Origin of the sequence: Agromyces aerolatus, assembly GCF_031432255.1 — a bacterium.
In the GTDB taxonomy this organism is placed as follows: domain Bacteria; phylum Actinomycetota; class Actinomycetes; order Actinomycetales; family Microbacteriaceae; genus Agromyces.
In genome coordinates this window covers 28,163-54,068 of the sequence record NZ_JAVKGQ010000012.1, presented here as the reverse complement: position 1 = coordinate 54,068, position 25,906 = coordinate 28,163, and the positions used below count along the sequence as shown (strand labels likewise).

Sequence of the window (25,906 nt, the reverse complement as noted above, 5' to 3'; positions counted from 1 at the left end):
ACGGCGGCGAGGGGTAAACTGACCCTCCCGCTTCCCGGCTCGATTGACTGAAGGAGGTTCCGATGGTTCTGGTTCGACAGGAGATCGGCGACGTGCTGAGGGACTTCCGACTTCAGAAGGGGCGTACGCTCCGACAGGTCGCGAGCAAGGCGAGCGTCGCACTCGGCTACCTCAGCGAGGTCGAGCGCGGTCAGAAGGAGGCGTCGAGCGAGATCCTCGCCTCGGTGGCCGACGCGCTCGACACGCCCATCTCGGTGATCATGCACGAGGTCGGCGACCGGATCGCGGTGCTCGAGGGCGTGACCCCGGTGCCCGACAGCCTGCCCGACGACCTCGTGGCGGAGTTCGACGCCGACATGATGGTCCGCTGACTCGACGAACGTTTCACGCACCGGCCGGTCCTTGGACCGGCCGGTGTCGTGTCTGCTCCCGCCGCGTGACACGTCGCTGCTGTGCGCGGTCCTTCCGATTGCGAAAGGCGTCATGAAGCTCAGTGAGTTCAACGTCGCGGTCGACGACGAGTTCGGCGCCGGCTACGGACGGGTGCTGCTGCACGACCTCACCCTCGAGGCGCTCGGCGGCCGCACCGCGCGCGAGGCGCTCAGCGCCGGCCTCGCGCCTCGCGACGTGTGGCTCGCACTCTGCGAGGCGACGGATGTCCCGGCCGAGCGCCGGCACGGCGTGGGGCAGCGCGAACCGGGCCGGGGCCGCTGAGGCGACAGCGCAGACCGCTTCACGCTCCGCGACACACGTCCGCGACACACGGTGTGTCACTCGAACATCTGTTCGGATCGCGGAGTAGGCTCCTGCACAGCTGAGGTCTCGAACGACACCTTCCCCATCGTGCGATCTCCATCGGGCGATGTCGGTGGCCGGCCCTATCGTCGGAGTCGTCGGAACTTCCGCACCCGCCTTGTCGTGACACCGGTGAAGGTCAGCCCCATCCGGTGACCGCGACAGTCTGAAGGCAGCCGAACCGAGCTTCGAAGGAGCCAGCACATGCCATCACCAGTAGACCGCGAGAAAGCACTCGAGACCGCGCTCGCACAGATCGACCGCCAGTTCGGCAAGGGTTCGGTGATGCGCCTCGGCAGTGAGGAACGTGCACCGGTCGAGGTCATCCCCACCGGCTCGATCGCGCTCGACGTCGCGCTCGGCGTCGGCGGGCTCCCGCGAGGCCGCATCATCGAGATCTACGGTCCCGAGTCCTCGGGTAAGACCACGCTGACGCTGCACGCGATCGCGAACGCCCAGCGCAACGGCGGCATCGCCGCGTTCGTCGACGCCGAGCACGCGCTCGACCCCGAGTACGCCAAGAAGCTCGGCGTCGACATCGACTCGCTCCTGGTGTCGCAGCCCGACACGGGCGAGCAGGCGCTCGAGATCGCCGACATGCTCGTCCGTTCCGGCTCGATCGACCTCATCGTGATCGACTCGGTCGCAGCCCTCGTGCCGCGTGCCGAGATCGAGGGCGAGATGGGCGACTCGCACGTCGGCCTCCAGGCGCGGCTCATGTCGCAGGCGCTCCGCAAGCTCACGGGCGGCCTGAACCAGACGAACACCACGATGATCTTCATCAACCAGCTGCGCGAGAAGATCGGCGTGTTCTTCGGCAGCCCCGAGACCACCGCGGGCGGCAAGGCGCTGAAGTTCTATGCGTCGGTCCGTCTCGACATCCGCCGCATCGAGACGCTGAAAGACGGCACCGAGGCGGTCGGCAACCGCACGCGCGTGAAGATCGTCAAGAACAAGATGGCGCCGCCCTTCAAGCAGGCCGAGTTCGACATCCTCTACGGGGTCGGCATCTCGCGCGAGGGGTCGCTCATCGACTACGGCGTCGATCAGGGCATCGTCAAGAAGTCGGGCGCCTGGTACACCTACGACGGCGACCAGCTCGGGCAGGGCAAAGAGAACGCGCGCAACTTCCTGCTGCAGAACCCCGACATCGCGGCCGACATCGAGCGCAAGATCCTCGTGAAGCTCGGCATCGGCGCCGGTGCCGGCGCCGCGAGCGAGCAGCCCGCGAACGTCGAGTCGCTCGACGCGAAGCGCCGGGGCGCCTGAGCCCGCGCACGGCATGAACGAGACCGGGGAGGGGAACGATGCGCGACGCATCTCGCGACGAGGCTGAGCACCTCGCCCCGGTCTCGTACCTGCCGTGGGCCGTTCCGGGGGTCGACCGCAGCGCCGACGCGCGCGACGTCCGCCGCGCCGGAGCCCGCGACGTCGGTCGCGAGGACGACGACGCCGGCGACTGGAACGATGCCCCCGAGGACGACGAGTGCGAACGTCTCGAACGGCGTGCCGCGGCACGACCGGGTCCGCGTCAGCCCACGCGCGGCCCGGCTCAGCCGGTGGTGAGGCTCGGTGCGCGTGGCGGCATGCCCGAAGCCGGCGAGCCCGGAGTCGAGCGGGACGCACGGATCGACGCGCTCGTCGTCGGCCGGCTGCGTCGCTCATCGCTCTCGGTCGCCGAGGTGCGCGCCGTGCTCACCGAGCACGGGCTCGACGAGGCCGAGACCGACGAGTGGATCGCGCGCTACGAGCGGCTCGGCTACCTCGACGATGTCCGCCTCGCCGAGCAGCTCGTCCGCACGGGCGCCGAACGGCGCGGCCGCGGCAGCGGGGCGATCCTCGCCGAGCTCACGCGGCGCGGCGTCGGCGCCGACGCGATCCGCGCGGCGCTCGACGAGCTCGACCCCGACCTCGAACGCCGCAACGCGCTCACCGTCGCCGAGCGGCGCGCCCGCCAGCTCCGCGGGCTCGACCGCAGCGTGGCCGAGCGGCGCCTCACCGCGTTCCTGCAACGCCGGGGTTACGAGTCCGCCGTCGTGCGCGAAGCGGTGGCCGCCGCACTCTCCACGGGCCAGGCCTGACGGCGCTCTCCACCGCTGATCGCCGGCCCAGGTGAACGCTCGTAGACTGGTGCGATCATGAGCACCCTCCACGAGGCCTCGGATGTCGAGGCCACCGTCGCTGTCGCTGACCCCGCGCGCGCAGTCGACGTCGCCGTCGGCGAGACCGCCGGCGCGGCGCGGCGCACCTACGAGGTGCGGACCTTCGGCTGTCAGATGAACGTGCACGACTCGGAACGCCTTTCGGGTTCGCTCGAGGCCGCGGGGTACGTCCCCGCGAACGGCGCCGAGCCCGACGTCGTCGTGATCAACACGTGCGCGGTGCGCGAGAACGCCGACAACAAGCTGTACGGCAATCTCGGCCATCTCGCGAGCGTGAAGAAGCGCCATGCCGGCATGCAGATCGCGGTCGGGGGCTGCCTCGCGCAGAAGGACAAGAACGTCATCCTCGAGAAGGCGCCGTGGGTCGACGTCGTGTTCGGCACGCACAACATGGGCGCGCTGCCGAGCCTGCTCGAACGAGCCAGGCACAACGAGGAGGCCCAGCTCGAGATCCTCGACGCCCTCGAGGTCTTCCCGTCGACGCTGCCGACGAAGCGCGACTCGAGCTACAGCGGCTGGGTCTCGATCTCGGTCGGCTGCAACAACACCTGCACCTTCTGCATCGTGCCCGCGCTGCGCGGGAAAGAGAAGGACCGCCGGCCCGGGGACATCCTCGCCGAGGTCCAGGCGCTCGTCGACGACGGGGCGATCGAGGTCACCCTGCTCGGGCAGAACGTGAACTCCTACGGCGTCGAGTTCGGCGACCGCCAGGCGTTCGGCAAGCTCCTGCGTGCGGCCGGGCAGATCGACGGGCTCGAACGCATCCGGTTCACGAGCCCGCACCCCGCGGCGTTCACCGACGACGTCATCGACGCCATGGCCGAGACCCCGAGCGTCATGCCGCAGCTGCACATGCCGCTGCAGTCGGGTTCCGACCGGGTGCTGAAGGCCATGCGACGCTCCTACCGGTCCGAGCGGTTCCTCGGCATCCTCGACCGCGTGCGCGCGAAGATCCCGAACGCCGCGATCTCGACCGACATCATCGTCGGGTTCCCCGGGGAGACCGAGGAGGACTTCGAGGACACGCTGCGCGTCGTCGAGGCCGCCAGGTTCGCGTCCGCCTTCACCTTCCAGTACTCGATCCGGCCAGGCACGCCCGCGGCGACCATGGACGATCAGATCCCGAAGGCGGTCGTGCAGGAGCGGTACGAGCGGCTCACGGCGCTCCAGGAGCGCATCTCCTGGGAGGAGAACCAGCGCGTGATCGGCCGCCAGGTCGAGGTGCTCGTCTCGACCGGCGAGGGCAAGAAGGACGCCGCGACGCACCGGCTGTCGGGTCGCGCCGAGGACAGCCGGCTCGTGCACTTCGAGGTCCCGGCAGGATCCGAGCTGCCTCGCCCGGGCGACGTCGTGACCGTGACCGTGACGCAGGCTGCGCCGTTCCACCTCATCGCCGACTCCGCCACGGGTGCACCCCTGGCCATCCGTCGCACACGGGCCGGCGACGCCTGGGACCGGCAGCAGGCCGACAGCTGCGGTGTCCCCGCGGCGCCAGGGGCGGCCGACGCCTCGGCGGCGGGGCGGGTCTCGCTCGGGCTTCCGTCGCTGCGCGTCCGCGAGCCGCTGGTCGCGCCCGGCGTCGGCACCATGCCGATCTACGATCCGACCGACGCGCAACGCTGACGTGACCCTGATCGCGATCGTCGGCGCGACCGGCACTGGCAAGTCCGCCTTCGCGCTCGACCTCGCCGAGGCGCTCGCGACGCAGGGGCGCCGCGCCGAGGTCGTGAACGCCGACGCCATGCAGCTGTACCGTGGCATGGACATCGGCACGGCGAAGCTCGGGCTCGACGAGCGACGCGGCGTGCCGCACCATCTCCTGGACGTGCTCGACGTCACCGAAGAGGCCTCGGCCGCGGCCTACCAGGCGACGGCACGCGCCGAGATCGCACGCATCGAGTCGTCCGGGGCCGTGGCGCTGCTCGTGGGCGGCTCTGGCCTGTACGTGTCCAGCGTGATCCACGACTTCCGGTTCCCGGGCACCGAAGCGGGCGTCCGGTCCCGGCTCGAGGACGAGCTGGCCACGCTCGGGACCGGCGCCCTGCACGCGCGACTCAGGAGCATCGATCCCGAGACCGCTGCGAGCGTCGACCCGGCGAACGGGCGGCGTCTCGTGCGCGCGCTCGAGGTCATCGAGCTGACCGGCGAGCCGAAGGCGGCGCGCCTGCCCGACGAGCCCGTGCCGTGGCGCCCGCACCGGGTCGTGCACCTCCGCAGCGAACGCGCGGAGCTCGTCGAGCGCCTCGACCGGCGGGTCGAGGACATGTGGTCCGCGGGGCTGGTCGACGAGGTCGAGCGCCTCGTGCCGGCCGGGCTCGAACGGGGCGTCACAGCGCGGAAGGCGATCGGGTACGCGCAGGCGCTCGCGCAGCTCCGGGGCGGCATGTCCCGGGCCGAGGCGATCGCCGAGACGCAACAGCTGACACGCACGTACGCGCGGCGACAGGTGAGCTGGTTCAAGCGGTACCCGGGTCAGACCGTGCTCGACGTGGCCGATCCGTCGGCTCGCGCCGGTGAGGTGAGACGACTCACCGCCCTGGCCTGACCTCGCCACCCACCCACCCACCCACCCACCCCTACCCACACACACACACCTCGCCGAGTGATGCCGAACCGGGCCGAGTGCGGCCGAGATGCCGGCTCGCTCGGGCCGGTTCGGCATCACTCGGGGGGAGGGAAGGCCGGCGCCATCCGGCGCCCTAGACTGATCCGCATGCCATTCGATCTGCGGTTCACCAAGGGGCAGGGCACGGGGAACGACTTCGTGCTGTTCGCCGACCCCGAGGGGGACTCCGAGCTCACTCCGGCGCAGATCGCCGCCGTCTGCGACCGGCGGTTCGGGGTCGGCGCCGACGGGCTCATCCGTGCCGTGCGCTCACGCAACCTCGAGGCCGGCGCGGCCGCGATCGCGGAAGCCCCGGACGCCGTGTGGTTCATGGACTACTGGAACGCCGACGGCTCGGTGTCGGAGATGTGCGGGAACGGCATCCGGGTGTTCGTGTCGTATCTGCTCGACCAGGGGCTCATCGATCTTCCGCCCGGTGGCGAGATCGCGATCGGGACCCGCGCCGGCGTGCGCCGGGTGAGCCGGTCGGCCGACGGGTTCCAGGCCGATCTCGGCGTCTGGCGGCTGTCGGGCGACGATCCGCTCGTCCGCGCCAAGAGCCTCTCGGTCGCGCGCCCCGGGCTCGGCATCGACGTCGGCAACCCGCACGTCGTCGTCGCGCTGGCCGACGACGACGAGCTCGACGGCCTCGACCTCGGCTACGTTCCGATTCTCGACCCCGAGCTTCCGGCGGGCGCGAACGTCGAGTTCGTGGTGCCGGCCGATCCGCTGGTCGACGACGGCGTCGGGCGCATCCGCATGCGCGTGCACGAGCGCGGATCCGGGGAGACGCTGTCGTGCGGCACCGGTGCGGTCGCGGCCGCCCTCGCCGTGCGGCACTGGGCTGGTGCCGGTGCGCCCGACGACTGGCGCGTGCAGGTGCCGGGCGGCACCCTCGGCGTGCGGATGTTCGCCTCTGCCGAGGGCGAGCGCGTCGTCCTCTCGGGTCCGGCCGAGCTCGTGTTCGACGGCGTGCTCAGCCTCGCCTGACGTGGGCTCCGCCGCGGGTGACGTGCGGACTCAGTCGCGAGCGACCTCGAGCAGCCGGAAGCCCTTCGACGACGCTGCGCGGCTGACCTCGTAGCCCTGCTCGAACTCCGAGCCGAGCCAGCGCTGGAACGAGTCGGCCCCGAGGTGCTTCTGCACGACGAGCCACGCGGACGACCCGTGGTCGAGCCGTGGAAGCCAGTCGTGCATGAGCGCGTGCAGGACCGCCTTGCCGACGCGGATCGGCGGGTTGGACCAGATCGCCGCGAACGTCACGTCGGCTGGAACATCTGCGGCGAGCACGGCGTTGACATTGCCGAGGCCGAGGCGCTCGGCGTTGCGCCGCACCAGGTCGAGCGCGCGCTCGTTGACGTCGAGGGCCCACACCGTGGCATCCGGTGCGGCCATCGCCATGGTGAGCGCCATGGGGCCCCAGCCCGCGCCGAGGTCGAGCAGGTGCCCGCCCGCGGGTGGCTCGGGGACCGCGTCGAGGAGGGCTTGCGTGCCCGAGTCGACATGGTCCGGGCTGAACACGGCCGGGGCGGTGACGACGCGCACGTCGCGACCGTGGAGCCGGACACCGATCTCGCGAAGCGCCCCCGGCGCCGCCGGGCTCGACGAGAAGTAGTGCTCCTGGGGCATAGGGGGAACCTATCGCACCGGAATCGGAAGTAGGGTGGAGACATATGAACGACGCTGAACGAAGCTCCGACGACGCCGTCGAGCGCGTCCTGCGCAGTGCCGAGCAACGCGCCGGCGTGGCGCGGTTCGGTGCGAGCGAGGCCGCCGCGATCCAGCGCGGCGAGACGGATGCCACGTCGTGGGCGGATGCCTCGTCCGAGGCGAACACCGACGGCGAGCAGTTCGACCGCGAGGAGCGCGCCGCACTCCGCCGGGTGAGCGGACTCTCGACCGAGCTCGAGGACGTCACCGAGGTCGAGTACCGGCAGCTGCGACTCGAGAACGTCGTGCTGATCGGCGTGTACTCGCAGGGGTCGCTCGACGACGCCGAGAACTCGCTCCGTGAGCTCGCGGCGCTCGCCGAGACGGCCGGCGCGCGCGTGCTCGACGGCGTGCTGCAGCGACGCCCGCACCCCGACCCCTCGACCTACCTCGGTCGCGGCAAGGTCGAGGAGCTGCGGCACATCGTCGCCGCGCTCGGTGCCGACACCGTGGTGGCCGACACCGAGCTCGCGCCCAGCCAGCGGCGTGCGCTCGAGGACGCGGTGAAGGTCAAGGTCATCGACCGCACCGCGGTCATCCTCGACATCTTCAGTCAGCACGCGAAGAGCCGCGAGGGCAAGGCGCAGGTCGAGCTCGCCCAGCTCGAGTATCTGCTCCCGCGCCTGCGCGGCTGGGGTGAGTCCATGTCGCGCCAGGCCGGTGGTCAGGTCGGCGGCGCGGGCGCCGGCATGGGCTCGCGCGGTCCGGGTGAGACGAAGATCGAGCTCGACCGGCGCCGCATCCACTCGCGCATGGCGAAGCTCCGCCGGCAGATCGCGGGCATGAAGCCCGCCCGCGAGGCCAAGCGCGCCAACCGGCGACGCAACGCGGTGCCCTCGGTCGCGATCGCGGGGTACACCAACGCGGGCAAGTCGAGCCTCCTCAACCGCATCACGGGTGCGGGCGTGCTCGTCGAGAACGCGCTGTTCGCGACGCTCGATGCGACGGTCCGGCGCAACACGACGCCCGACGGGCGCGTGTACACGATCGCCGACACGGTCGGGTTCGTCCGCAACCTGCCGCACCAGCTCGTCGAAGCGTTCCGGTCGACGCTCGAAGAGGTCGGCGACGCCGACCTGATCGTGCACGTCGTCGACGCCGCACACCCCGACCCGGCCGGTCAGATCGCGACGGTCCGCGACGTCATCGGCGAGGTCGGCGCACGCGACCTCCCCGAGCTCGTGGTCTTCAACAAGGCCGACCTGGTGACGCCCGAGGAGCGCCTCGTGCTGCGCGGTCTCGAGCCGAACGCCGTGTTCGCCTCGGCGCGGACGGGCGAGGGCGTGCGCGACATCCTGGAGGCGATCGCGCGGCTGCTGCCCGACCCGTCGGTCGAGGTCGATCTGCTCGTGCCGTACGACCGCGGCGACGTGGTCTCGGCGCTGCACGAGACCGGTCGCGTGCTGTCGGTCGACTATGCCGAGGGCGGCACCCGGATCCGGGCACTGGCCTCACCCGAGCAGGCGGCTCAGCTCGCCGAGTTCGCGGCGGCCGACGCGCTGGCCTGATCCGCGCCCCGGCGGCGCATGCCGGCTCGGGTCGGCCGATGCGACGCGTCATTCGGCGCAACACCCCCTCCCGCTGAGCGCCAACTCGGCGTATCGTCGCTCGTGATCTACGGTGGCCGGCCCGATGCCCGCCACGAGGAGCGACCGCCGAGCCCGGCACCCGCCCGCGAGATCCACCGGACCGAGCACGGCCGGGGGAGCGCGGCGTGCCGCGCGGTCTCCGGCTCCGCGCGGCACGCGGGGGAGGAGCGACATGGCAGCGCACGGCGGCGGCACGTCCATCTCGTTCGAGTTGTTCCCGCCGCGCAGCGATGCCGCGGCGCTCGCGCTGGGTCGGACGATCGATCGCCTGGCCGAGGCGCATCCGGCGTTCATCTCGGTGACGTTCGGCGCCGGCGGGTCCTCGCGCGAGCGCTCGCTCACCGTGCTGCGGTACATGCTCGAGCAGACCGATGTCGAGCCCATGGCGCATCTCACGTGCGTCGGCTCGTCGCACGCCGAGGCCAACCGGCTGGTGCGCGACTTCCTCGACGCCGGAGTGACCAGCTTCCTCGCGCTGCGCGGCGACCCGCCGATCGGGGCCGAGGACGATGACGGCCTCGGCGACCTCGGCAGTGCGGCCGAGCTCGTGCAGCTCATCCATCGCGTCCAGGAGGAGCGCGAGCCGTTCACGCAGGCCGGCATCCCCGGCCTGCCTGGCGTGACCGAGATCCGCGAGCGGCCGCGACCCGAGCGGGTCGCGGTCGCGGCGTTCCCGACGGGGCATCCGCGATCGCGCGGGCCGCACCAGGACGTCGACACGCTGCTCGCGAAAGAGATCGCGGGGGCGAACCTCGCCATCACCCAGCTGTTCTGGCACGCCGACGACTATCTGAGCTTCGTCGAACGCGCGCGGGCCGGGGGTGTGACGATCCCGATCCTGCCCGGGATCATGCCGGTCACGACCCCCGCCCGGCTGAAGCGGCTGACCGACCTCACCGGCGTCGAGCCGCCCGCGCAGCTCGCGATCGACCTCGAGATCGAGCCGGACGCCGACACGCAGGCCGAGATCGGGGTCGCCTACGCCGCGCGCCTCGCGGCCGACGTGCTGGGAGGCGCCCCAGGACTGCATCTGTACACCTTCAACCGACACGAGGCCGTGCTCGGCGTGCTGGACCGGCTCGGTCTCATGCCGTCGGCGCGCGCCGCCGAAGAGAGGAACGTGACCAACCCATGAGCCACCGCACCTTCCCTGCTGGGACGATCCTCGGGTACCCGCGCATCGGCCGACGACGCGAGTTGAAGCGCGCCGTCGAGGCGTTCTGGGCCGGCGGCCTCGACGCGGCCGCGCTCGAGGAGCGAGCGTCCGAGCTCCGCCGGTCCACGCGCGAGCGACTCGCCGAGCTCGGGCTGCGGCGTGACGGGTCGGCGATCCCCGAGTCGTTCTCGTACTACGACCAGGTCCTCGACGCCGCCCTCGCGGTCGACGCGGTGCCCGCTCGGTTCGAGCACCTGATCGGCGAGGACGGCGTGGACCTGGCCGGGTCGTTCACGATCGCGAGGGGCGAGGGCGCCGACGCGCCGCTCGAGATGACGAAGTGGTTCGACTCGAACTACCACTATCTCGTGCCGGAGATCGGGCCGGAGACGGCGTTCCGCGCGCGCCCCGAGCGCGTGCTCGCGGGGTTCCGTGAGGCCGTGGCCGACGGGTTCCTCACGCGTCCCGTGCTCGTGGGCCCGGTGACGCTGCTCGCGCTCGCGAAGCCGGCGGAGGGCGCGCCCGCATCGTTCCATCCGATCGACCGGCTCGGCGACCTCGTCCCGGTGTACGCCGAACTGCTCGCGGCACTGGCCGACGCGGGCGCCGAATGGGTGCAGCTCGACGAGCCCGCGCTCGTGAGCGAGAGCCTCGACGTGCCTCGCGACCGGGTGCTCGACGCGATCGGCCAGGCGTATGACGCACTGGGCGCTGCGACGGCTCGCCCCGCGATCTTCGTCGCCGCGCCCTACGGCGGGCTCGACGACGCGCTGCCCGCACTCGCGGCGACGCCCGTCGAGGCGATCGGGCTCGACCTCGTCCGCGGAACGGTGCCCGAGCGTCTCGATCCCGCGACCGAGGAGGCGCTGGCGGGCAAGACGCTCGTCGCGGGGGTCGTCGACGGGCACAACATCTGGCGCGGCGACCTCGACGCCGCGCTCGCACGCGCCGAGGCGCTCGCGGGCTGGTCCGGCAGCGTCGCGGTGTCGACGTCGACGTCGCTGTTCCACGTCCCGCACGACGTCGCCGACGAGACGAAGCTCGATCCGCGCCTCGCGAGCTGGCTCGCGTTCGCGGACCAGAAGGTCGAGCAGGTGGCGGTGCTCGCGCGCGGCCTCACGGAAGGACGCGAGGTCGTCTCCGCCGAGCTCGACGCCGCGCGCGCCGCGCTCGACGACCGTGCGCAGGCGCCCGGCGTGCGGGTGCCCGCGGTCCGTGCCCGGCTCGCGGCGCTCGGCGCGGCCGACTTCGCGCGCACCGACTACGCCGATCGGGTCGTCGCGCAGGGTGCCCTCGAGCTCCCCGAGCTGCCGACCACGACGATCGGCTCGTTCCCGCAGACCGCCGAGATCCGGCGGGCGCGGGCACGGCTCACGAAGGGCGAGCTCGACGAGGCGGCGTACCGCGCCGAGATGCGTGCGGAGATCGAACGGGTCATCCGTCTGCAGGAGGAGCTGGGACTCGACGTCCTCGTCCACGGCGAGCCCGAGCGCAATGACATGGTGCAGTACTTCGCCGAGCTGCTCGACGGCTTCGCCGTGACCGAGCACGGCTGGGTGCAGTCCTACGGGTCGCGCTGCACCCGGCCCTCGATCCTCTGGGGCGACGTCTCCCGGCCCGCTCCCATGACCGTGGCGTGGTCGACGTACGCGCAGTCGCTCACCGACAAGCCCGTGAAGGGCATGCTGACGGGGCCAGTGACCGTCCTCGCGTGGTCGTTCGTGCGCGACGACCAGTCGCTCGCCGACACCGCCCGTCAGGTCGCGCTGGCGCTCCGCGACGAGATCGGCGACCTCGAGGCCGCGGGCATCCGGGTCATCCAGGTCGACGAGCCCGCGCTCCGCGAGCTGTTGCCGCTCAAGCGCGCGGATCAGCCCGCGTACCTCGACTGGTCCGTCGGCGCGTTCCGGCTCGCGACCGGCGGCGCGGCGGCGGCCACCCAGGTGCACACGCACCTGTGTTACTCGGAGTTCGGCGTCATCATCGACGCGATCAGGAACCTCGACGCCGACGTGACCTCGATCGAGGCCGCCCGCAGCCGCATGGAGGTCGTCGACGACCTGGCCGAGAGCGGGTTCGACCACGGCATCGGGCCGGGGGTGTACGACATCCACTCACCGCGCGTGCCGAGCACCGACGAGGTGCGGTCGATGCTCGAGCGCGCGGTCGCCGAGATCCCCGCGACCCGGCTGTGGGTCAATCCGGACTGCGGGCTCAAGACCCGCGGGTATGCCGAGACGGTCGAGTCGCTCGAGCACATCATCGCCGCGACGAAGGCGGTGCGCGCGGGCATCGCGGTACCCGGCTGATCGTCGCGCGCGCGGCGCGCGGCCGGGGCATCCGATCCGTCACGGATGTCCCGGCCGCGGTTCACACGCGACGTGCGGTCCGCTCGGGGTGACCGCCCAGGTGCGCGACCTACCCTCGTGGGTATGCGATTGGCCGTCACCGAGACCGGAGCCGGGCCGCGCACCGCGATTCTCATCCACGGCATCATGTCGGACTCGCGCGCGTGGCACCGGGTCACCGCCGAGCTCGAGCAGCACGGGTTCCGAGTGATCGCGGTCGACCTCGCCGGCCACGGGCGGAGCCCGAGGGCCGCACGGTACTCGCCGGCGGCGTGGGCCGACGACGTGGTCGAGACGCTCACCCCGCTGCTCGACGGGCCGCCCGACGTGGTCATGGGCCACTCGCTGGGCGGGCTCGTCGCGAGCCTCGTCGCCGACCGCATGGCACCGCGGGCCGCGATCTACATCGACCCCGCGTTCTCGTTCCCCACGGGGCTGCGCGGCCTGGCGTTCAAGCTGTTCTTCGCGATCGCGCCGCGCCCGCGCCGGTCAGCGCTCGTGAAGATGAACCCGAAGTGGCACGCCGACGACGTCGAGATCGAGCTCGCGACGCTTCGCGACTGGGACAAGCGCACCATCCTCGGGTTCAGCGACACCCGGCCGCTCGTGCCGCCCGTATCGCTCGTTGCGCCGAGCCTCGTCGTGCTCGCCGAGAAGAGCCTGCTCATCACTGAGCAGGTGGCCGCACGGCTCCGCGGTCAGGGCATGACGGTGCAGACGCTCGAGGGCACGGGCCACACCGTGTTCCGCGACGACCACGCCGGGTTCATGCACGCGGTGCTCGACTGGCTGCGTGCCGTGCCGGCGCCGGCGCACGGCGCCGCGCACACCCGGTAGGGCCGCCGCGGGCGTCAGACGGCGCGCAGCACCGCCACGACCTTGCCGAGCACCTCGGCCGCATCGCCGAGGATGGGCTCGAACGCGGTGTTGCGGGGGAGCAGCCACGTGTGGCCGTCGCGCTGGCGGAACACCTTCACGGTCGCCTCGCCGTCGAGCATCGCCGCGACGATCTCGCCGTTCTCGGCCGAACGCTGAGCCCGGATGACGACCCAGTCGCCGTCGCAGATCGCGGCGTCGATCATCGAGTCGCCCACGACCTTGAGCATGAAGAGCTCGCCCTTGCCGACGAGCTGGCGCGGAAGCGGGAACACCTCGTCGATCTGCTGGTCGGCCGTGATCGGCACGCCCGCCGCGATGCGCCCCACGAGCGGGACCATCGCGGCGTCGTTGATCGGGATGGGCTCGCTCGCGGAGACGCGCGCCTCTGAACCGGGCAGCTCGATGAGCACCTCGAGGGCGCGCGGCCGGTTCGGGTCGCGACGCAGGTACCCGGCGAGCTCGAGCTGGTTCAGCTGATGCGTGACGCTCGACAGCGAGGACAGGCCGACGCCGTCCCCGATCTCGCGCATGCTCGGCGGATAGCCGCGTTCGGCGACCGATCGCTGGATGACCTCGAGGATCGCGGTCTGCTTCGCCGTCAAGCCCTTGGAGCGTCGCCGTCGCGAGCCGGACTCCGGTGTGCGGTCGATGTCGGTGCTCACGGTCTCGCCCCTCGTTGCGACCGCCGCGCGGCCGGATGTCGGTGGTCTGTGTTCGACTCAGATCAGTGTTCGAAGCAGATCGAACATTCGAAACTGTATCTGCCCGGGGCGACCGCATCAAACATATGTTCGAGCGTGTCGCATCACGATCTGCGCCATCCCGCCGATCTGTGCCGAAGCGCCCGTGCAGAAGAAATGGAGAGAGACCTTGCGCGGTCGTTCATTCGAAGATACATTCGGAACAGAGCTTCGCACCGGCCGCTCCCGGCCGAGCGGCGGGTGCGGCTCGACCACATCGACAGCACGGCGAGAACCGTCAGGAGGAACCATGAGCGAGACCACCACGTTCGGCGCAGCCCCTCGAACGCGCCTGCGGCTGACCCGCCGCGGGCGTGCGGTGCTGACGACGCTCGCCGCACTGCCGATCGCCGTGTTCGCCTCGGTCTCGGTGCTGGGCGCGGGCGTCGCCGCGGCAGACGGCGGCGACACGCCGGTGGCTCCGCTCGAGGTCGTGACCGTCGGGCACGGCGACACGCTCTGGGAGCTCGCCGAGTCGATCGCGCCCGAAGAAGACCCGCGCGAGGTCATCGCCGACATCGTCCGGCTCAACGGCCTCGGCGACGCGGTCGTGCAGCCCGGCCAGAAGCTCGCCCTGCCGGCGCACGAGTAGCCGGCCGGTGCGACCGGCCGGGTGCGACCGGGGCCCTCCCGGCTGACGACTACCATGGCCTGGTGACGAGCCTCGACGACCTCCCCATCCGAGACGACCTCCGCGGAAGATCGCCGTACGGCGCACCGCAGAAGGCCGTGCTCGTTGCGCTGAACGTCAACGAGAACACGCATCCGATTCCCGAGGCGGTCGCGCACGACATCGTCGCGCGTGTCGCCGCGGCGATCCTCGGGCTGAACCGCTATCCCGACCGGGAGTTCACCGAGCTGCGCACCGCGTTCGCCGCGTACCTCGGTCACGGGCTTCGCCCTGAGCAGATCTGGGCCGCGAACGGCTCGAACGAGGTGCTCCAGCACCTCCTCCAGGCCTACGGCGGGCCGGGCCGCACCGTGCTCGGGTTCGCGCCGACGTACTCGATGTACGGGCTGCTCGCGTCCGGCACCGGCACACGGTGGGTCACCGGGGAGCGCGACGCCGAGTACGAGCTGAGCCCCGAGACCGCGGTCGCCGCGGTCCGCGAGCACGACCCCGACCTGGTGCTGCTCTGCGCTCCGAACAACCCCACCGGCACGCCGCTGTCCCTGGCGACGATCGAAGCCGTCGCCGACGCGGCCCGCGGCATCGTGGTGGTCGACGAGGCCTACTTCGAGTTCGCCGATCCCGGCACGCCGAGCGCGCTGACGCTCCTCGAGGGGCGGCCGCGGCTCGTGGTCTCGCGCACCATGAGCAAGGCGTTCGCGTTCGCGGGCGCCCGCGTCGGATACCTCGCCGCCGATCCGGCGGCCATCGATGCGCTCCGGCTCGTGCGGCTGCCGTATCACCTGTCGGCGCTGACCCAGGCGGCCGCGCTCGGTGCGCTCGCGCACGCCGACCAGATGCTCGCGATGGTCGACGAGATCCGGGTGCAGCGCGAGCGCATCTCGGGCGAGCTCGCACGCCTCGGCTTCCACCCGTACCGCAGCGGCGCGAACTTCGTGCTCTTCGACGGGGTCGACGACCCGCACGCGGTGTTCGAGGCATTGCTCGCACGAGGCATCCTGATTCGTGAGATCGGCCTGCCGGGCAGCCTCCGCGTGACGGCCGGCACCGAGACCGAGACGACCGCGTTCCTCGAGGCGATCGCGCCGTTCGCGCCCGGGCCTGCCCAATAGACTGGTGGTATGACCTCCCCGAACGCCGGCCGTAGCGCGCGCGTGCAGCGCGAGACGAGCGAGTCGAGCATCGACCTGTCGATCGACCTCGACGGGACCGGAACGAGCGACATCGAGACCGGTGTGCCGTTCTACGACCACCTGCTCACCGCGTTCGCGAAGCACTCGCTGAGCGACCTCACGGTGCGCGCCTCCGGGGATGTCGAGATCGACGTGCACCACACGGTCGAAGACGTGGGCATCGTGCTCGGCACCGCGATCAGGCAGGCGCTCGGCGACAAGTCCGGCATCTCGCGATACGGCGACGCCCTGGTGCCGCTCGACGAGGCGCTCGCGCAGGCCGTCGTCGACATCTCGGGTCGTCCGTACCTCGTGCACACGGGTGAGCCGGCCGGGTTCGAGTACCACCTGATCGGCGGCCACTTCACGGGCTCCATGGTGCGTCACGTGTTCGAGGCCATCACGTTCAACGCGGCGCTCACGGTGCACGTCACCGTGCTCGGCGGCCGCGACCCGCACCACATCGCCGAGGCCGAGTTCAAGGCGTTCGCGCGCGCGTTCCGCCAGGCGAAGGCGCTCGACCCGCTCGTGGTCGGGATTCCGTCGACCAAGGGCGCGCTGTGAGCCGGAGCCCGCGCGTCGTCGTCCTCGACTACGGGTCGGGCAACGTGCACTCGGCGGCCAAGGCCCTCGAGCGTGCGGGGGCCGAGGTCGAGCTCACGGCCGACCGGCGTGCGGTCATGGAGGCCGACGGCCTCCTCGTGCCGGGGGTCGGCGCGTTCGACGCGGTCATGCGGCAGCTCCGCGCGGTGCGCGGCGACGAGCTCATCGACCGCCGGCTCGCCGGTGGCCGCCCCGTGCTCGGCATCTGCGTGGGCATGCAGGTGCTCTTCGAACGCGGCGTCGAACGCGGCGTCGACACCGAGGGGCTCGGTGAGTGGCCGGGTGCCGTGACCGAGCTGCCGGCCGAGGTGCTGCCGCACATGGGCTGGAACACCGTCGAACCCGACGAGGGCAGCGTGCTGTTCGACGGGCTCGACGGCGAGCGGTTCTACTTCGTGCACTCGTTTGCGGCACAGGGCTGGACGCTCGAGACCAGTCCTCCGTTCCCGAGCCCGAAGCTGACCTGGGCCGAGCACGGCGGTCGGTTCCTCGCCGCGGTCGAGAACGGACCGCTGTCGGCAACCCAGTTCCACCCCGAGAAATCGTCCGAGGCCGGCATCAGGCTGCTCGGCAATTGGCTCGGCACCCTGCGCTGAGCCGTCATGCGCGAACGGTGACCCTCGCACGTCGCTAGGATGCTGTGACTGTGCCGAACACCGCGAATGCGGCCCCCATATTCGAGGACAGTGATGAGTGAGTTCAACAAGACCCCGCGCCTGGTGCTGCTTCCGGCGGTTGACGTCGCGGGCGGCAAGGCCGTCCGGCTGACCAAGGGCGAGGCGGGCACCGAGACGAACTACGGCGACCCGGTCGACGCCGCCGTGGACTGGGCCGATCAGGGCGCCGAGTGGATCCACCTGGTCGACCTCGACGCCGCATTCGGGCGCGGGTCGAACGGCGCGATCCTGAAGAAGGTCATCCGCCAGGTGCGCGGCGTCAACGTCGAGCTCTCGGGCGGCATTCGCGACGACGCGTCGCTCGAGCACGCGCTCGAGATCGGCGCCAAGCGCATCAACCTCGGCACGGCCGCGCTCGAGAACCCCGAGTGGGCGGCGTCGGTCATCGCCCAGTACGGTGAGGCGATCGCGGTCGGCCTCGACGTGCGTGGCGAGACGCTCGCGGCTCGCGGCTGGACCCAGGACGGCGGCAACCTCTGGCAGGTCATGGAACGCCTCGAGGAGGCGGGCGCCGCGCGGTACGTGGTGACCGACGTCACCAAGGACGGCACGCTCCAGGGCCCGAACCTCGATCTCCTGCGGCGCATCATGGATCGCACGCACCGCCCCGTCGTGGCGTCCGGTGGCGTCTCGAACCTCGACGACATCGCCGCGCTGCGCGAGCTCGTGCCGATGGGGCTCGAGGGCACGATCGTCGGCAAGGCGCTCTACGCCGGCGCGTTCACGCTGGCCGAGGCACTGGATGTCGCAGGGCGCTGAGCCGGGCCCGGCCGGTCCCTCCTCGAGCGGCGGGGGCACGGCCGACTCGAACGTCGCGGACTCGGCCGGACAGCCGTGGGCGGGACGTTCGTTCCACTCGAACCCGCACGCCGCGGACGACGGACGCATGCCGGCCGAGCTCGCCGCCGCGCTCGAACGGTTCGCGGCGGGCGACGGCGGACAGACCGAGGTCGTCAGGGCGTTCGCGGGCGCGCGGCTGCTGATCCCGCTCGTCGCCGAGCTCGGCGACGGCGGCGACGGGGATGACGCCGATGACGCGGGCCCGCACGGGCTCCGCGTCGACAAGAGCCAGGAGCTCTCGATCGTCACGGTCGCGGGGCCCGACGGGCGCAAGGTGCTTCCGGTGTTCGGCTCGGTGGAGGCGATGAGCCGCTGGAACCCGCTCGCGCGGCCGGTGCCGGCCGACGGCGTCCGCGTGGCTCTGGCCGCGGCCGACGACGGCACCGACCTCGTGGTGCTCGACCCCGGGTCGCCGACCGAGTTCGTGCTGCGCCGGCCGGCGGTGTGGGCCGTCGCGCGGTCGCTGCCGTGGCAGCCGCCGTTCGAGGCGGCCGAGATCGCCGACGCGTTCGAGCGCTCGATCGGGTCGGAGCTCGCCGTGCTCGGCGTCGAGCTGATCGCGGGCGACCCGCGCGCCCGGCTCGCCGGCCCCGAGCTCGTCGTGCGATTGACCCTGATCGCTGGGCTCACGCGCCAGGAGCTCGACGCGACGACCGCGCGCCTCGCCCGGCGCTGGGCCGAGGACGACCGCATCGCGACCGGGGTCGACTCGCTCGCCGTGAAGCTCGTGGGCGGGCCGTCGGCCTGACGCGCACTGGCCTACGTGCGCTGGCCTACGCGCGCCTGCCTGACCCGCGCCGTCGGCGCCGGGCGTGCCGTCCGCCGTTGACGCGCACCGATCGCAGGCGCATGATCGTGGCAGCGCGACCCGTGCGCGCGAGACGCGAGGTGCGACATGCTCGAGCAACCGCGAACCCGGAGCACCCGGCTGGGTGCCGGGGACCGGCCGGACCGCTACGACGAGGTCCTGAGCTCTGCCGCGGGCCGGGCGAAGGCCTGGCTCGACACCGTGCGCGAGCGGCCGATCCCGCCGCGGGCCACGGTCGACGAGGTCACCCAGGCGCTGGGACGTGAGCTGCCCGACGAGGGTGCTCCCGCGATCGACACGATCGAGCGGCTGGCCGACGCGGTCGAGCCCGGGCTGCTCGCGATCGGCTCGCCGCGCTTCTACGGCTGGGTGATGGGCGGCACGCAGCCCGCGGGGCTGGCCGCCGACTGGCTGGTGTCGGCCTGGGACCAGAACTCCGGGATGCGGAACGCCACCCCGGGCACGGTCGCGGCCGAGGAGCTTGCGGGCGCGTGGCTGCTGCAGCTGCTCGGCCTCCCGGCCGAGAGCGCGGTGGGCTTCGTGACGGGCGCGACCATGGCGCAGTTCTCGGCGATGGCGGCTGGGCGCGACGAGGTGCTGCGCCGGGCCGGGTGGGACGTCGCGGTCGACGGCCTCGCGGGCGGGCCGAAGGTGCGCCTCGTCGTGGGCGCCGAACGCCACGGCACGGTCGACCTCGCCGCCCGCTACCTCGGGCTCGGCGCGCCGATCGAGGTGGCCGCCGACCGCGAGGGGCGGATCCTGGTCGACGCGCTCGCCGAGACCCTCGCCGCGGGCGAGGGGCCGGCGCTCGTGGTGCTGCAGGCCGGCAACATCCACTCCGGGGCGTTCGATGCGTTCGGCCCGGCGGTCGAGGTCGCGCACCGTGCGGGCGCGTGGGTGCACGTCGACGGTGCGTTCGGGCTGTGGGCCGCGGCATCCCCTCGGTTCGCGTCGCTCGTCGACGGGCTCGAGACCGCGGACTCCTGGTCGACCGATGCGCACAAGACGCTCAATGTGCCGTACGACTGCGGCATCTCGATCGTGCGCGACGAGGCCGCCATGCGGCGCGCGCTCAGCATGCACGCGAGCTATCTGATGGCGCCGGGCGTCGGCGCGGACCCGCACGAGAAGGCGCCCGAGCTGTCGCGGCGGGCGCGCGGCGTGCCGACCTGGGCGGTGCTCCGCACGCTCGGCCGGCGCGGGGTCGGCGAGCTCGTCGAGCGGCTCGCGGGGTCGGCGCGGACGATCGCCGATGGGCTCGCGGCCATCCCGGGGGTCGAGGTGCTGAACGAGGTCGTGTTCACGCAGGTGTCGATCGCGCTCGAGGACGATGCCGCCACGACCGGGTTGAGCGAGCGCCTGTGGCGCGGCGGCGAGGTCCTCGCGATGACCTCGCGCTGGCACGACCGCGCGATCGTGCGGTTCTCGGTCAGCAACTGGCAGACGGATGCCTCGGAGGCACGCCGCACGGTCGCCCTCGTCGCCCGCGCGATCGAGGAGCTCAGGGCCGGGCGGTGACCGTAGCCCCCGGCCCGCGCGCGGGCAAGCCCGGCGCCGTGTCGGTGGCATCCGGTTCAATGGGAGCATGACCGAGGCCCTCGCGGCGTTCTCGCCCGCGACCCGGGCGTGGTTCACCGAGTCGTTCGCCGAGCCGACGACCGTGCAGACCGGCGCCTGGGAGGCGATCTCGCGCGGCGAGCACGCCCTCGTGGTCGCCCCGACCGGGTCCGGCAAGACGCTCGCGGCATTCCTCTGGGCGATCGACGGGCTGCACGCCGAGGCGGGCGCGACGGGTGAGGTGTCGGCCGAAGCATCCGCACCGACCGCCGCAGCCGCACCGACCGGCACAGCCCCACCGGCCGGCGCAGCCGCGCCCGCCGACGCGCCCAGGTCGACGCGCGTGCTCTACCTGTCGCCGCTCAAGGCGCTCGGCGTCGACGTCGAACGCAACCTGCGGGCCCCGCTCGTGGGCATCGCGCGCACCGCGCAGGCCCAGGGAGCGGAGCCACCCGAGGTGTCGGTGGGCGTGCGGTCGGGCGACACGCCGCCCGCCGAGCGGCGGCGACTCGTCACGAACCCGCCCGACATCCTCATCACGACGCCCGAGTCGCTGTTCCTCATGCTGACCTCGGCCGCGCGCGAGACGCTGCGCGGGGTCGAGACCGTCATCATCGACGAGATCCACGCGCTCGCCGGCACCAAACGCGGCTCGCACCTCGCGATCTCGCTCGAGCGGCTCGACGCGCTCGTCGGCGCGCCCGTGCAGCGGGTCGGGCTCTCCGCGACCGTCCGCCCGCACGAAGAGGTCGCGCGCTTCCTCGCGGGCACCCGGCCGGTCACGATCGTGGCGCCGCCTTCGGGCAAGCGGTTCAACCTGTCGGTGCGCGTGCCCGTCGAAGACCTCTCCGACCTGGCCGGCGAGTCGGGCACGGGCTCGGTGTGGCCGCACGTCGAGGACGCGATCCTCGACGAGGTGCTGCGGCACCGGTCCACCATCGTGTTCGCGAACTCGAGGCGTCTCGCCGAGCGGCTCACGGCCCGTCTGAATGAGCTGTGGGAGGAGCGGCAGACTGAGGTCGCGGAGGTCGGGCCTGCGGCCGAGAGCGAGGTCGCGGACGAGCCCGTCGGTGGTGAGCGCGCGGAGGAGCTCGTGGTCGCCGGTGAGCGCGCGGCGGGTGATCGCGCGCCCGGTGACCTCGGCGGCGAGGTCGCGCTCGCCGATGCGCCGGCGACCGGCCTGCCGGCGGCGCCGCGGCGGTACGCGGCCGAGGCCGTCGGCGCCTCGGGCATCACGGGCGGCGCGGCACCCGTCATCGCGCGCTCGCATCACGGCTCGGTGTCGAAAGAGGAGCGTGCGCTCGTCGAGGCCGACCTGAAGTCGGGCCGGCTCCGCTGCGTGGTCGCGACCTCGAGCCTCGAGCTCGGCATCGACATGGGCGCCGTCGACCTCGTGATGCAGGTCGAGTCGCCGCCCTCCGTGGCGAGCGGCCTGCAGCGGATCGGGCGGGCCGGCCACCAGGTGGGCGAGGTCTCGAAGGGAGTCATATTCCCGAAGCACCGGGCCGACGTGCTGCACTCCGCCGTCGCCGCCGAGCGCATGCTCGCGGGCGCCATCGAGGCGCTGCGTATCCCCGCGAACCCGCTCGACGTGCTCGCCCAGCAGACCATCGCGGCCTCCGCGGTCGACGAATGGGAGGTTGAGCAGTGGTTCGAGCTCGTCCGCCGCGCCGCGCCGTTCGCCGCGCTGCCGCGTTCGGCGTTCGAGGCCACGCTCGACCTGCTCGCGGGCCGCTATCCGTCCGACCGGTTCGGCGAGCTGCGACCGCGGATCGTGTGGGACCGCGACGCGGGTACGTTCGTCGGGCGGCGTGGCGCGCAGCGGCTGGCCGTCACGAGCGGCGGCACGATCCCCGACCGCGGGCTGTTCGGCGTCTTCATGATCGGCGAGGCCGGGCCGGGGCGCCGGGTCGGCGAGCTCGACGAGGAGATGGTCTACGAGTCACGCGTCGGCGACGTCTTCGCGCTCGGCGCCACGAGCTGGCGCATTCAAGAGATCACGCACGACCGGGTGCTCGTCGCGCCCGCGGCCGGTGAGCCGGGGCGGCTTCCGTTCTGGAAGGGCGACGGCATCGGCCGGCCGGCCGAGCTCGGCGCGGCGATCGGCGAGTTCATCAAGGTGCTCGCCGACGAGCCGGGCGAGCCCGCGCTCGCGCGGAGCCGCGACGCGGGACTCGACGAGCTCGCCGCCAAGAACCTGGTCGCGTTCATCGAAGACCAGCGCCGGGCAACGACCGTCGTGCCCGACGGCGGCACCCTCGTGGTCGAGCGCTTCCGCGACGAGCTCGGCGACTGGCGCATCGTGCTGCACTCGCCGTACGGCATGCGCGTGCACGCGCCGTGGGCGCTCGCCGTGGGCGCCCGCATCCAGGAGACGTCGGGCGTCGACGCCAACGCCGTCGCGAGCGACGACGGCATCGTGCTGCGCATGCCCGACACGGGCGACGAGCCGCCCGGGAGCGACCTGTTCGTGTTCGAGCCGGCCGAGCTCGCCCAGCTGGTCACCGAGCACGTCGGCGGGTCCGCGCTGTTCGCCTCGCGGTTCCGCGAGTGCGCCGCGCGTGCGCTGATCCTGCCGAAGACCAATCCCGGCAAACGGTCACCGCTCTGGCAGCAGCGCCAGCGCGCGTCGCAGCTGCTCGAGGTCGCGCGCGACTACCCCGACTTCCCGATCGTGCTCGAGGCCGTTCGCGAGTGCCTGCAAGACGTCTACGACCTGCCGGCGCTCACGCGGCTCGCCGAGCGCCTCGAACGGCGTGAGCTGCGCGTCGTCGAGGTCGCGACCGAGTCGCCGAGCCCGTTCGCCTCGAGCCTGCTCTTCGGCTACGTCGGCGCGTTCATGTACGAGGGCGACGCGCCGCTCGCCGAACGCCGGGCGGCCGCGCTCTCGCTCGACCCCGCGCTGCTCGCCGAGTTGCTGGGCACGGTCGAGCTGCGCGAGCTGCTCGACCCCGAGGTCGTCACCGAGACCGAGCAGCAGTTGCAGCGGCTCACCGAAGACCGCGCGGCCCGAGACGTCGAGGGCGTGGCCGACCTGCTGCGCGATCTCGGCCCGCTCGAACCCGCCGAGGTCGCCGAACGCGTCAGCGCCGAGACCGGCCCCGCGGCCGCGGTCGACGAGCTCGTGGCCGCGCGGCGTGCTGCGCGCGTGCGCTTCGCGGGCCGCGACTGGGTCGTCACGGTCGAAGACGTGTCGCGGCTCCGCGACGCGCTCGGCGTGCCGATCCCGCCCGGCCTGCCCGAGGTCTTCGAAGAGGGCGTCACCGACCCGCTCGGCGACCTCGTGAGCCGGTACGCGCGCACGCACGGCCCGTTCACGGCGGCGCAGGTCGCCCAGCGCTTCGGCATCGGCACCGCGATCGCGGGCTCGGCGCTCGCGCGGCTCGCCGCGGAGCGGCGCGTCGTCGAGGGCGAGTTCCTGCCGCACGGCGCGGGCGTGGAATGGTGCGACGTGGGTGTGCTGCGACGCATCCGCCGGCGATCGCTCGCCGCACTCCGCAACGAGGTCGAGCCGGTCGAGCCGCGCGAGTTCGCGAGGTTCCTGCCGGGCTGGCAGCACATCGGCGGCCGGCTCAGAGGCGTCGACGGCGTCGCGGCCGTGATCGAGCAGCTCGAGGGCGCGCGCATCCCGGCGTCGGCGTGGGAGTCCTACGTGCTGCCCGCGCGGGTCGACGACTACCGTCCGGGTCTGCTCGACGAGCTCACCGCGTCGGGCGAGGTGCTCTGGGCCGGGCAGGGCTCGCTCGCGGGCGACGACGGATGGATCGGGCTGCATCTCGCCGAGACGGCACCGCTGACCATGCAAGTGCCGCCCGCCGGTGCGCTCGACCCGCTCGAGACCGAGCTGCTCGCCGTGCTCGGCGGCGGGGGCGGCTACTTCTTCCGACAGCTCGTCGAGTCCGTCAACGCCGACGACGACGGCGCCGTGCTCGACGCGCTCTGGCGGCTCGTGTGGGCCGGGCTCATCACCAACGACACGTTCGCGCCCGTGCGCGGGCTGCTGGCGCACGGCGGTGCGCACAAGACGCAGGCGCCGGCGCCGCGGGCCAGGCTCCGCGGTCGATCGCTGACCCGCCGCGCCATGGCGGCCTCGGTCCAGGGCGAGCGCGCCGCGCGCGCGGCCGCCAACCCGCCGAGGGCGGCCGGCCGGTGGTCGGTGCTCCCGCTCGCGAGCACGGCCGCGACGCCGCGTGCGCACGCGCTCGGCGAGACGCTGCTCGAACGCTACGGCGTCGTGACGCGCGGATCCGTCGTCGCCGAGGGCATCCTCGGCGGGTTCGCGCTCGCGTACCGCGCGCTCTCCGGGTTCGAGGACTCGGGCCGGGCTCGGCGGGGCTACTTCATCGAGGGCCAGGGCGGCGCCCAGTTCGCCACGGGCTCGGCGGTCGACCGGCTGCGTTCGGCGCCCAAGGGCGAGGCGCTCGCGCTCGCGGCCACCGACCCCGCCAACCCGTTCGGGGCCGCACTCGACTGGCCCGACACCGGCGAGGGCGGCCACCGGCCGGCGCGCAAGGCCGGCGCCTTCGTCGCGATCGTCGACGGCGAGGCCGTGTGCTATCTCGAGCGCGGCGGCCGCACGGCGCTCGTGTTCACCGACGACGAGGCGGTGCTCGGCGCCGCAGCGACCGCGCTCATCGACACGCTGCGGCGCGGGCGCGCCGACCGGGTGCGCATCGAGGAGGTCGGCGGTCAGCCGGTGTTCGGCACCCCGTTCGGTCACGCGCTGCGTGCCGCGGGGTTCCGCGAGACGCCGCGGGGGCTGAGGTTCGATGCGCGCGGCTGACCTGACCGGTCCCTGCCATGCCTGAGGGAGACACCGTCTACCGCTCGGCGCGGGAGCTCGACACCGCCCTCGCGGGCAAGACGGTCGTGCGCTCCGACTTCCGGGTGCCGGCGTACGCGACCGTCGATCTCGCGGGCGAGACCGTGCACGGTGTCGCGAGCCGCGGTAAGCACCTGCTCATGCGCATCGGCGACGTTGTCGTCCACTCCCACCTCAAGATGGAGGGGGAGTGGCGCGTCTCCCGGCCGGGACGCCGCTGGGGCCGCCCCGAGTTCCAGGCCCGCGCGGTCATCGAGGTCGAGGGCGCGGTCGCCGTGGGCTTCGACCTCGGCGTGCTCGAGGTGTTCCCCGCCGCCGAAGAGGCCGACCGCATGGCTTACCTCGGCCCCGACCTGCTCGGCCCCGACTGGGACTTCGCCGAGGCGGTGCGCCGCCTCGAGGCGCACCCCGACGCGCCGATCGCCGTCGCGCTCGCCGAGCAACGCAATCTCGCGGGGCTCGGCAACGTGTTCGTCAACGAGGTCTGTTTCGTCCGGGGCATCCTGCCGACCCGGCCGGTGCGTGACGTCGAGCTCACACCCGCCGTCGACGTCGCCCGGCGCATGATCATCGCCAACCGCGACCGCTCGGGTCGCACCACGACGGGCGACACCCGCCCCGGCAACCGGCTCTGGGTCTACGGCCGTGGCGGCGAACCGTGCCGCCGGTGCGGCACGACCATCGAGCACGGCCGGCTCGGCCGCAACGAGCTCGAGCTTCGTGAGACGTGGTGGTGCCCGCACTGCCAGCGGTGAGCGGGGGAGTTCGCGGACCCATCCCCAGGCCTCGGAGCGCCCGTGAGCCGAAATGTA

General features: G+C 72.7%; 22 protein-coding genes. 20 read left to right on the top strand and 2 right to left on the bottom strand.

Annotated elements, in window-relative coordinates; translation table 11 throughout:
- The first annotated feature begins 62 nt into the window (after positions 1-62).
- The 7 genes from RH864_RS14380 (at position 63) to dapF (ending at position 6,552) form a co-directional block, all read left to right on the top strand.
- Complete coding sequence (locus RH864_RS14380; RefSeq protein ID WP_310518250.1) at positions 63-371, top strand: helix-turn-helix domain-containing protein; 309 nt, start codon at positions 63-65, stop codon at positions 369-371.
- Between the two features lie 112 nt (positions 372-483).
- A complete protein-coding gene (locus RH864_RS14375) occupies positions 484-714 on the top strand; it encodes a DUF3046 domain-containing protein (RefSeq protein WP_310518249.1) in 231 nt (76 codons plus the stop codon).
- Positions 715-999: 285 nt separating this feature from the next.
- Positions 1,000-2,064 carry a recombinase RecA gene (gene recA / locus RH864_RS14370; RefSeq protein ID WP_310518248.1) on the top strand — a complete coding sequence of 355 codons (1,065 nt, stop codon included), beginning with the start codon at positions 1,000-1,002 and terminating at the stop codon, positions 2,062-2,064.
- 38 nt (positions 2,065-2,102) lie between these two features.
- Positions 2,103-2,876 carry a regulatory protein RecX gene (locus tag RH864_RS14365; RefSeq protein ID WP_310518247.1) on the top strand — a complete coding sequence of 258 codons (774 nt, stop codon included), beginning with the start codon at positions 2,103-2,105 and terminating at the stop codon, positions 2,874-2,876.
- 195 nt (positions 2,877-3,071) lie between these two features.
- Complete coding sequence (gene miaB, locus RH864_RS14360; RefSeq protein ID WP_396129986.1) at positions 3,072-4,580, top strand: tRNA (N6-isopentenyl adenosine(37)-C2)-methylthiotransferase MiaB; 1,509 nt, start codon at positions 3,072-3,074, stop codon at positions 4,578-4,580.
- 1 nt (position 4,581) lies between these two features.
- Positions 4,582-5,502 (top strand): tRNA (adenosine(37)-N6)-dimethylallyltransferase MiaA, encoded by a 921-nt coding sequence (gene miaA, locus RH864_RS14355; protein ID WP_310518245.1) that lies wholly within the window; start codon positions 4,582-4,584, stop codon positions 5,500-5,502.
- 168 nt (positions 5,503-5,670) lie between these two features.
- On the top strand, positions 5,671-6,552 hold the full coding sequence (gene dapF, locus RH864_RS14350; RefSeq protein ID WP_310518244.1) for a diaminopimelate epimerase: 882 nt from the start codon (positions 5,671-5,673) through the stop codon (positions 6,550-6,552).
- 30 nt (positions 6,553-6,582) lie between these two features.
- Here the strand turns inward: dapF and RH864_RS14345 are convergent, their stop codons facing one another.
- Positions 6,583-7,191 (bottom strand): class I SAM-dependent methyltransferase, encoded by a 609-nt coding sequence (locus RH864_RS14345; RefSeq protein ID WP_310518243.1) that lies wholly within the window; start codon positions 7,189-7,191, stop codon positions 6,583-6,585.
- Between the two features lie 44 nt (positions 7,192-7,235).
- Here RH864_RS14345 and hflX point away from each other — a divergent pair, with 44 nt between their 5' ends.
- From hflX to RH864_RS14325, 4 genes are all read left to right on the top strand, one after another.
- The gene (hflX, locus tag RH864_RS14340; RefSeq protein ID WP_310518242.1) at positions 7,236-8,780 is read left to right on the top strand and encodes a GTPase HflX; all 1,545 of its coding nucleotides are present in this window, start codon (positions 7,236-7,238) and stop codon (positions 8,778-8,780) included.
- A 253-nt stretch (positions 8,781-9,033) separates the two neighbouring features.
- Positions 9,034-9,996, top strand: coding sequence for a methylenetetrahydrofolate reductase (locus RH864_RS14335; RefSeq protein ID WP_310518241.1), 963 nt, complete (start codon positions 9,034-9,036; stop codon positions 9,994-9,996).
- Positions 9,993-12,326, top strand: coding sequence for a 5-methyltetrahydropteroyltriglutamate--homocysteine S-methyltransferase (gene metE, locus RH864_RS14330; RefSeq protein ID WP_310518240.1), 2,334 nt, complete (start codon positions 9,993-9,995; stop codon positions 12,324-12,326). Before RH864_RS14335 ends, metE begins: the two co-directional genes overlap by 4 nt.
- 123 nt (positions 12,327-12,449) lie before the next feature.
- Positions 12,450-13,202 (top strand): alpha/beta fold hydrolase, encoded by a 753-nt coding sequence (locus RH864_RS14325; RefSeq protein WP_310518239.1) that lies wholly within the window; start codon positions 12,450-12,452, stop codon positions 13,200-13,202.
- A gap of 14 nt (positions 13,203-13,216) precedes the next feature.
- Here RH864_RS14325 and lexA read toward each other — a convergent pair whose 3' ends face one another.
- Complete coding sequence (gene lexA, locus RH864_RS14320) at positions 13,217-13,894, bottom strand: transcriptional repressor LexA (RefSeq protein WP_310518310.1); 678 nt, start codon at positions 13,892-13,894, stop codon at positions 13,217-13,219.
- Between the two features lie 340 nt (positions 13,895-14,234).
- Between lexA and RH864_RS14315 the strand changes: the two genes are divergently transcribed.
- The 9 genes from RH864_RS14315 (at position 14,235) to RH864_RS14275 (ending at position 25,849) form a co-directional block, all read left to right on the top strand.
- Positions 14,235-14,576 carry a LysM peptidoglycan-binding domain-containing protein gene (locus tag RH864_RS14315; RefSeq protein ID WP_310518238.1) on the top strand — a complete coding sequence of 114 codons (342 nt, stop codon included), beginning with the start codon at positions 14,235-14,237 and terminating at the stop codon, positions 14,574-14,576.
- 62 nt (positions 14,577-14,638) lie between these two features.
- Complete coding sequence (locus RH864_RS14310) at positions 14,639-15,727, top strand: histidinol-phosphate transaminase (RefSeq protein ID WP_310518237.1); 1,089 nt, start codon at positions 14,639-14,641, stop codon at positions 15,725-15,727.
- Positions 15,728-15,736: 9 nt separating this feature from the next.
- Complete coding sequence (gene hisB, locus RH864_RS14305) at positions 15,737-16,351, top strand: imidazoleglycerol-phosphate dehydratase HisB (protein ID WP_310518236.1); 615 nt, start codon at positions 15,737-15,739, stop codon at positions 16,349-16,351.
- Positions 16,348-16,986, top strand: a complete 639-nt coding sequence (gene hisH, locus RH864_RS14300) for an imidazole glycerol phosphate synthase subunit HisH (protein WP_310518235.1) — start codon at positions 16,348-16,350, stop codon at positions 16,984-16,986. Before hisB ends, hisH begins: the two co-directional genes overlap by 4 nt.
- A gap of 93 nt (positions 16,987-17,079) precedes the next feature.
- On the top strand, positions 17,080-17,826 hold the full coding sequence (priA, locus tag RH864_RS14295; RefSeq protein WP_310518234.1) for a bifunctional 1-(5-phosphoribosyl)-5-((5-phosphoribosylamino)methylideneamino)imidazole-4-carboxamide isomerase/phosphoribosylanthranilate isomerase PriA: 747 nt from the start codon (positions 17,080-17,082) through the stop codon (positions 17,824-17,826).
- Positions 17,810-18,655 (top strand): SseB family protein, encoded by an 846-nt coding sequence (locus tag RH864_RS14290; RefSeq protein ID WP_310518233.1) that lies wholly within the window; start codon positions 17,810-17,812, stop codon positions 18,653-18,655. Before priA ends, RH864_RS14290 begins: the two co-directional genes overlap by 17 nt.
- Positions 18,656-18,802: 147 nt before the next feature.
- On the top strand, positions 18,803-20,233 hold the full coding sequence (locus tag RH864_RS14285) for a pyridoxal phosphate-dependent decarboxylase family protein (RefSeq protein ID WP_310518232.1): 1,431 nt from the start codon (positions 18,803-18,805) through the stop codon (positions 20,231-20,233).
- A gap of 67 nt (positions 20,234-20,300) precedes the next feature.
- Positions 20,301-25,055 (top strand): Lhr family ATP-dependent helicase, encoded by a 4,755-nt coding sequence (locus RH864_RS14280; RefSeq protein WP_310518231.1) that lies wholly within the window; start codon positions 20,301-20,303, stop codon positions 25,053-25,055.
- 17 nt (positions 25,056-25,072) lie between these two features.
- On the top strand, positions 25,073-25,849 hold the full coding sequence (locus RH864_RS14275; protein WP_310518230.1) for a DNA-formamidopyrimidine glycosylase family protein: 777 nt from the start codon (positions 25,073-25,075) through the stop codon (positions 25,847-25,849).
- Positions 25,850-25,906 lie beyond the last annotated feature (57 nt).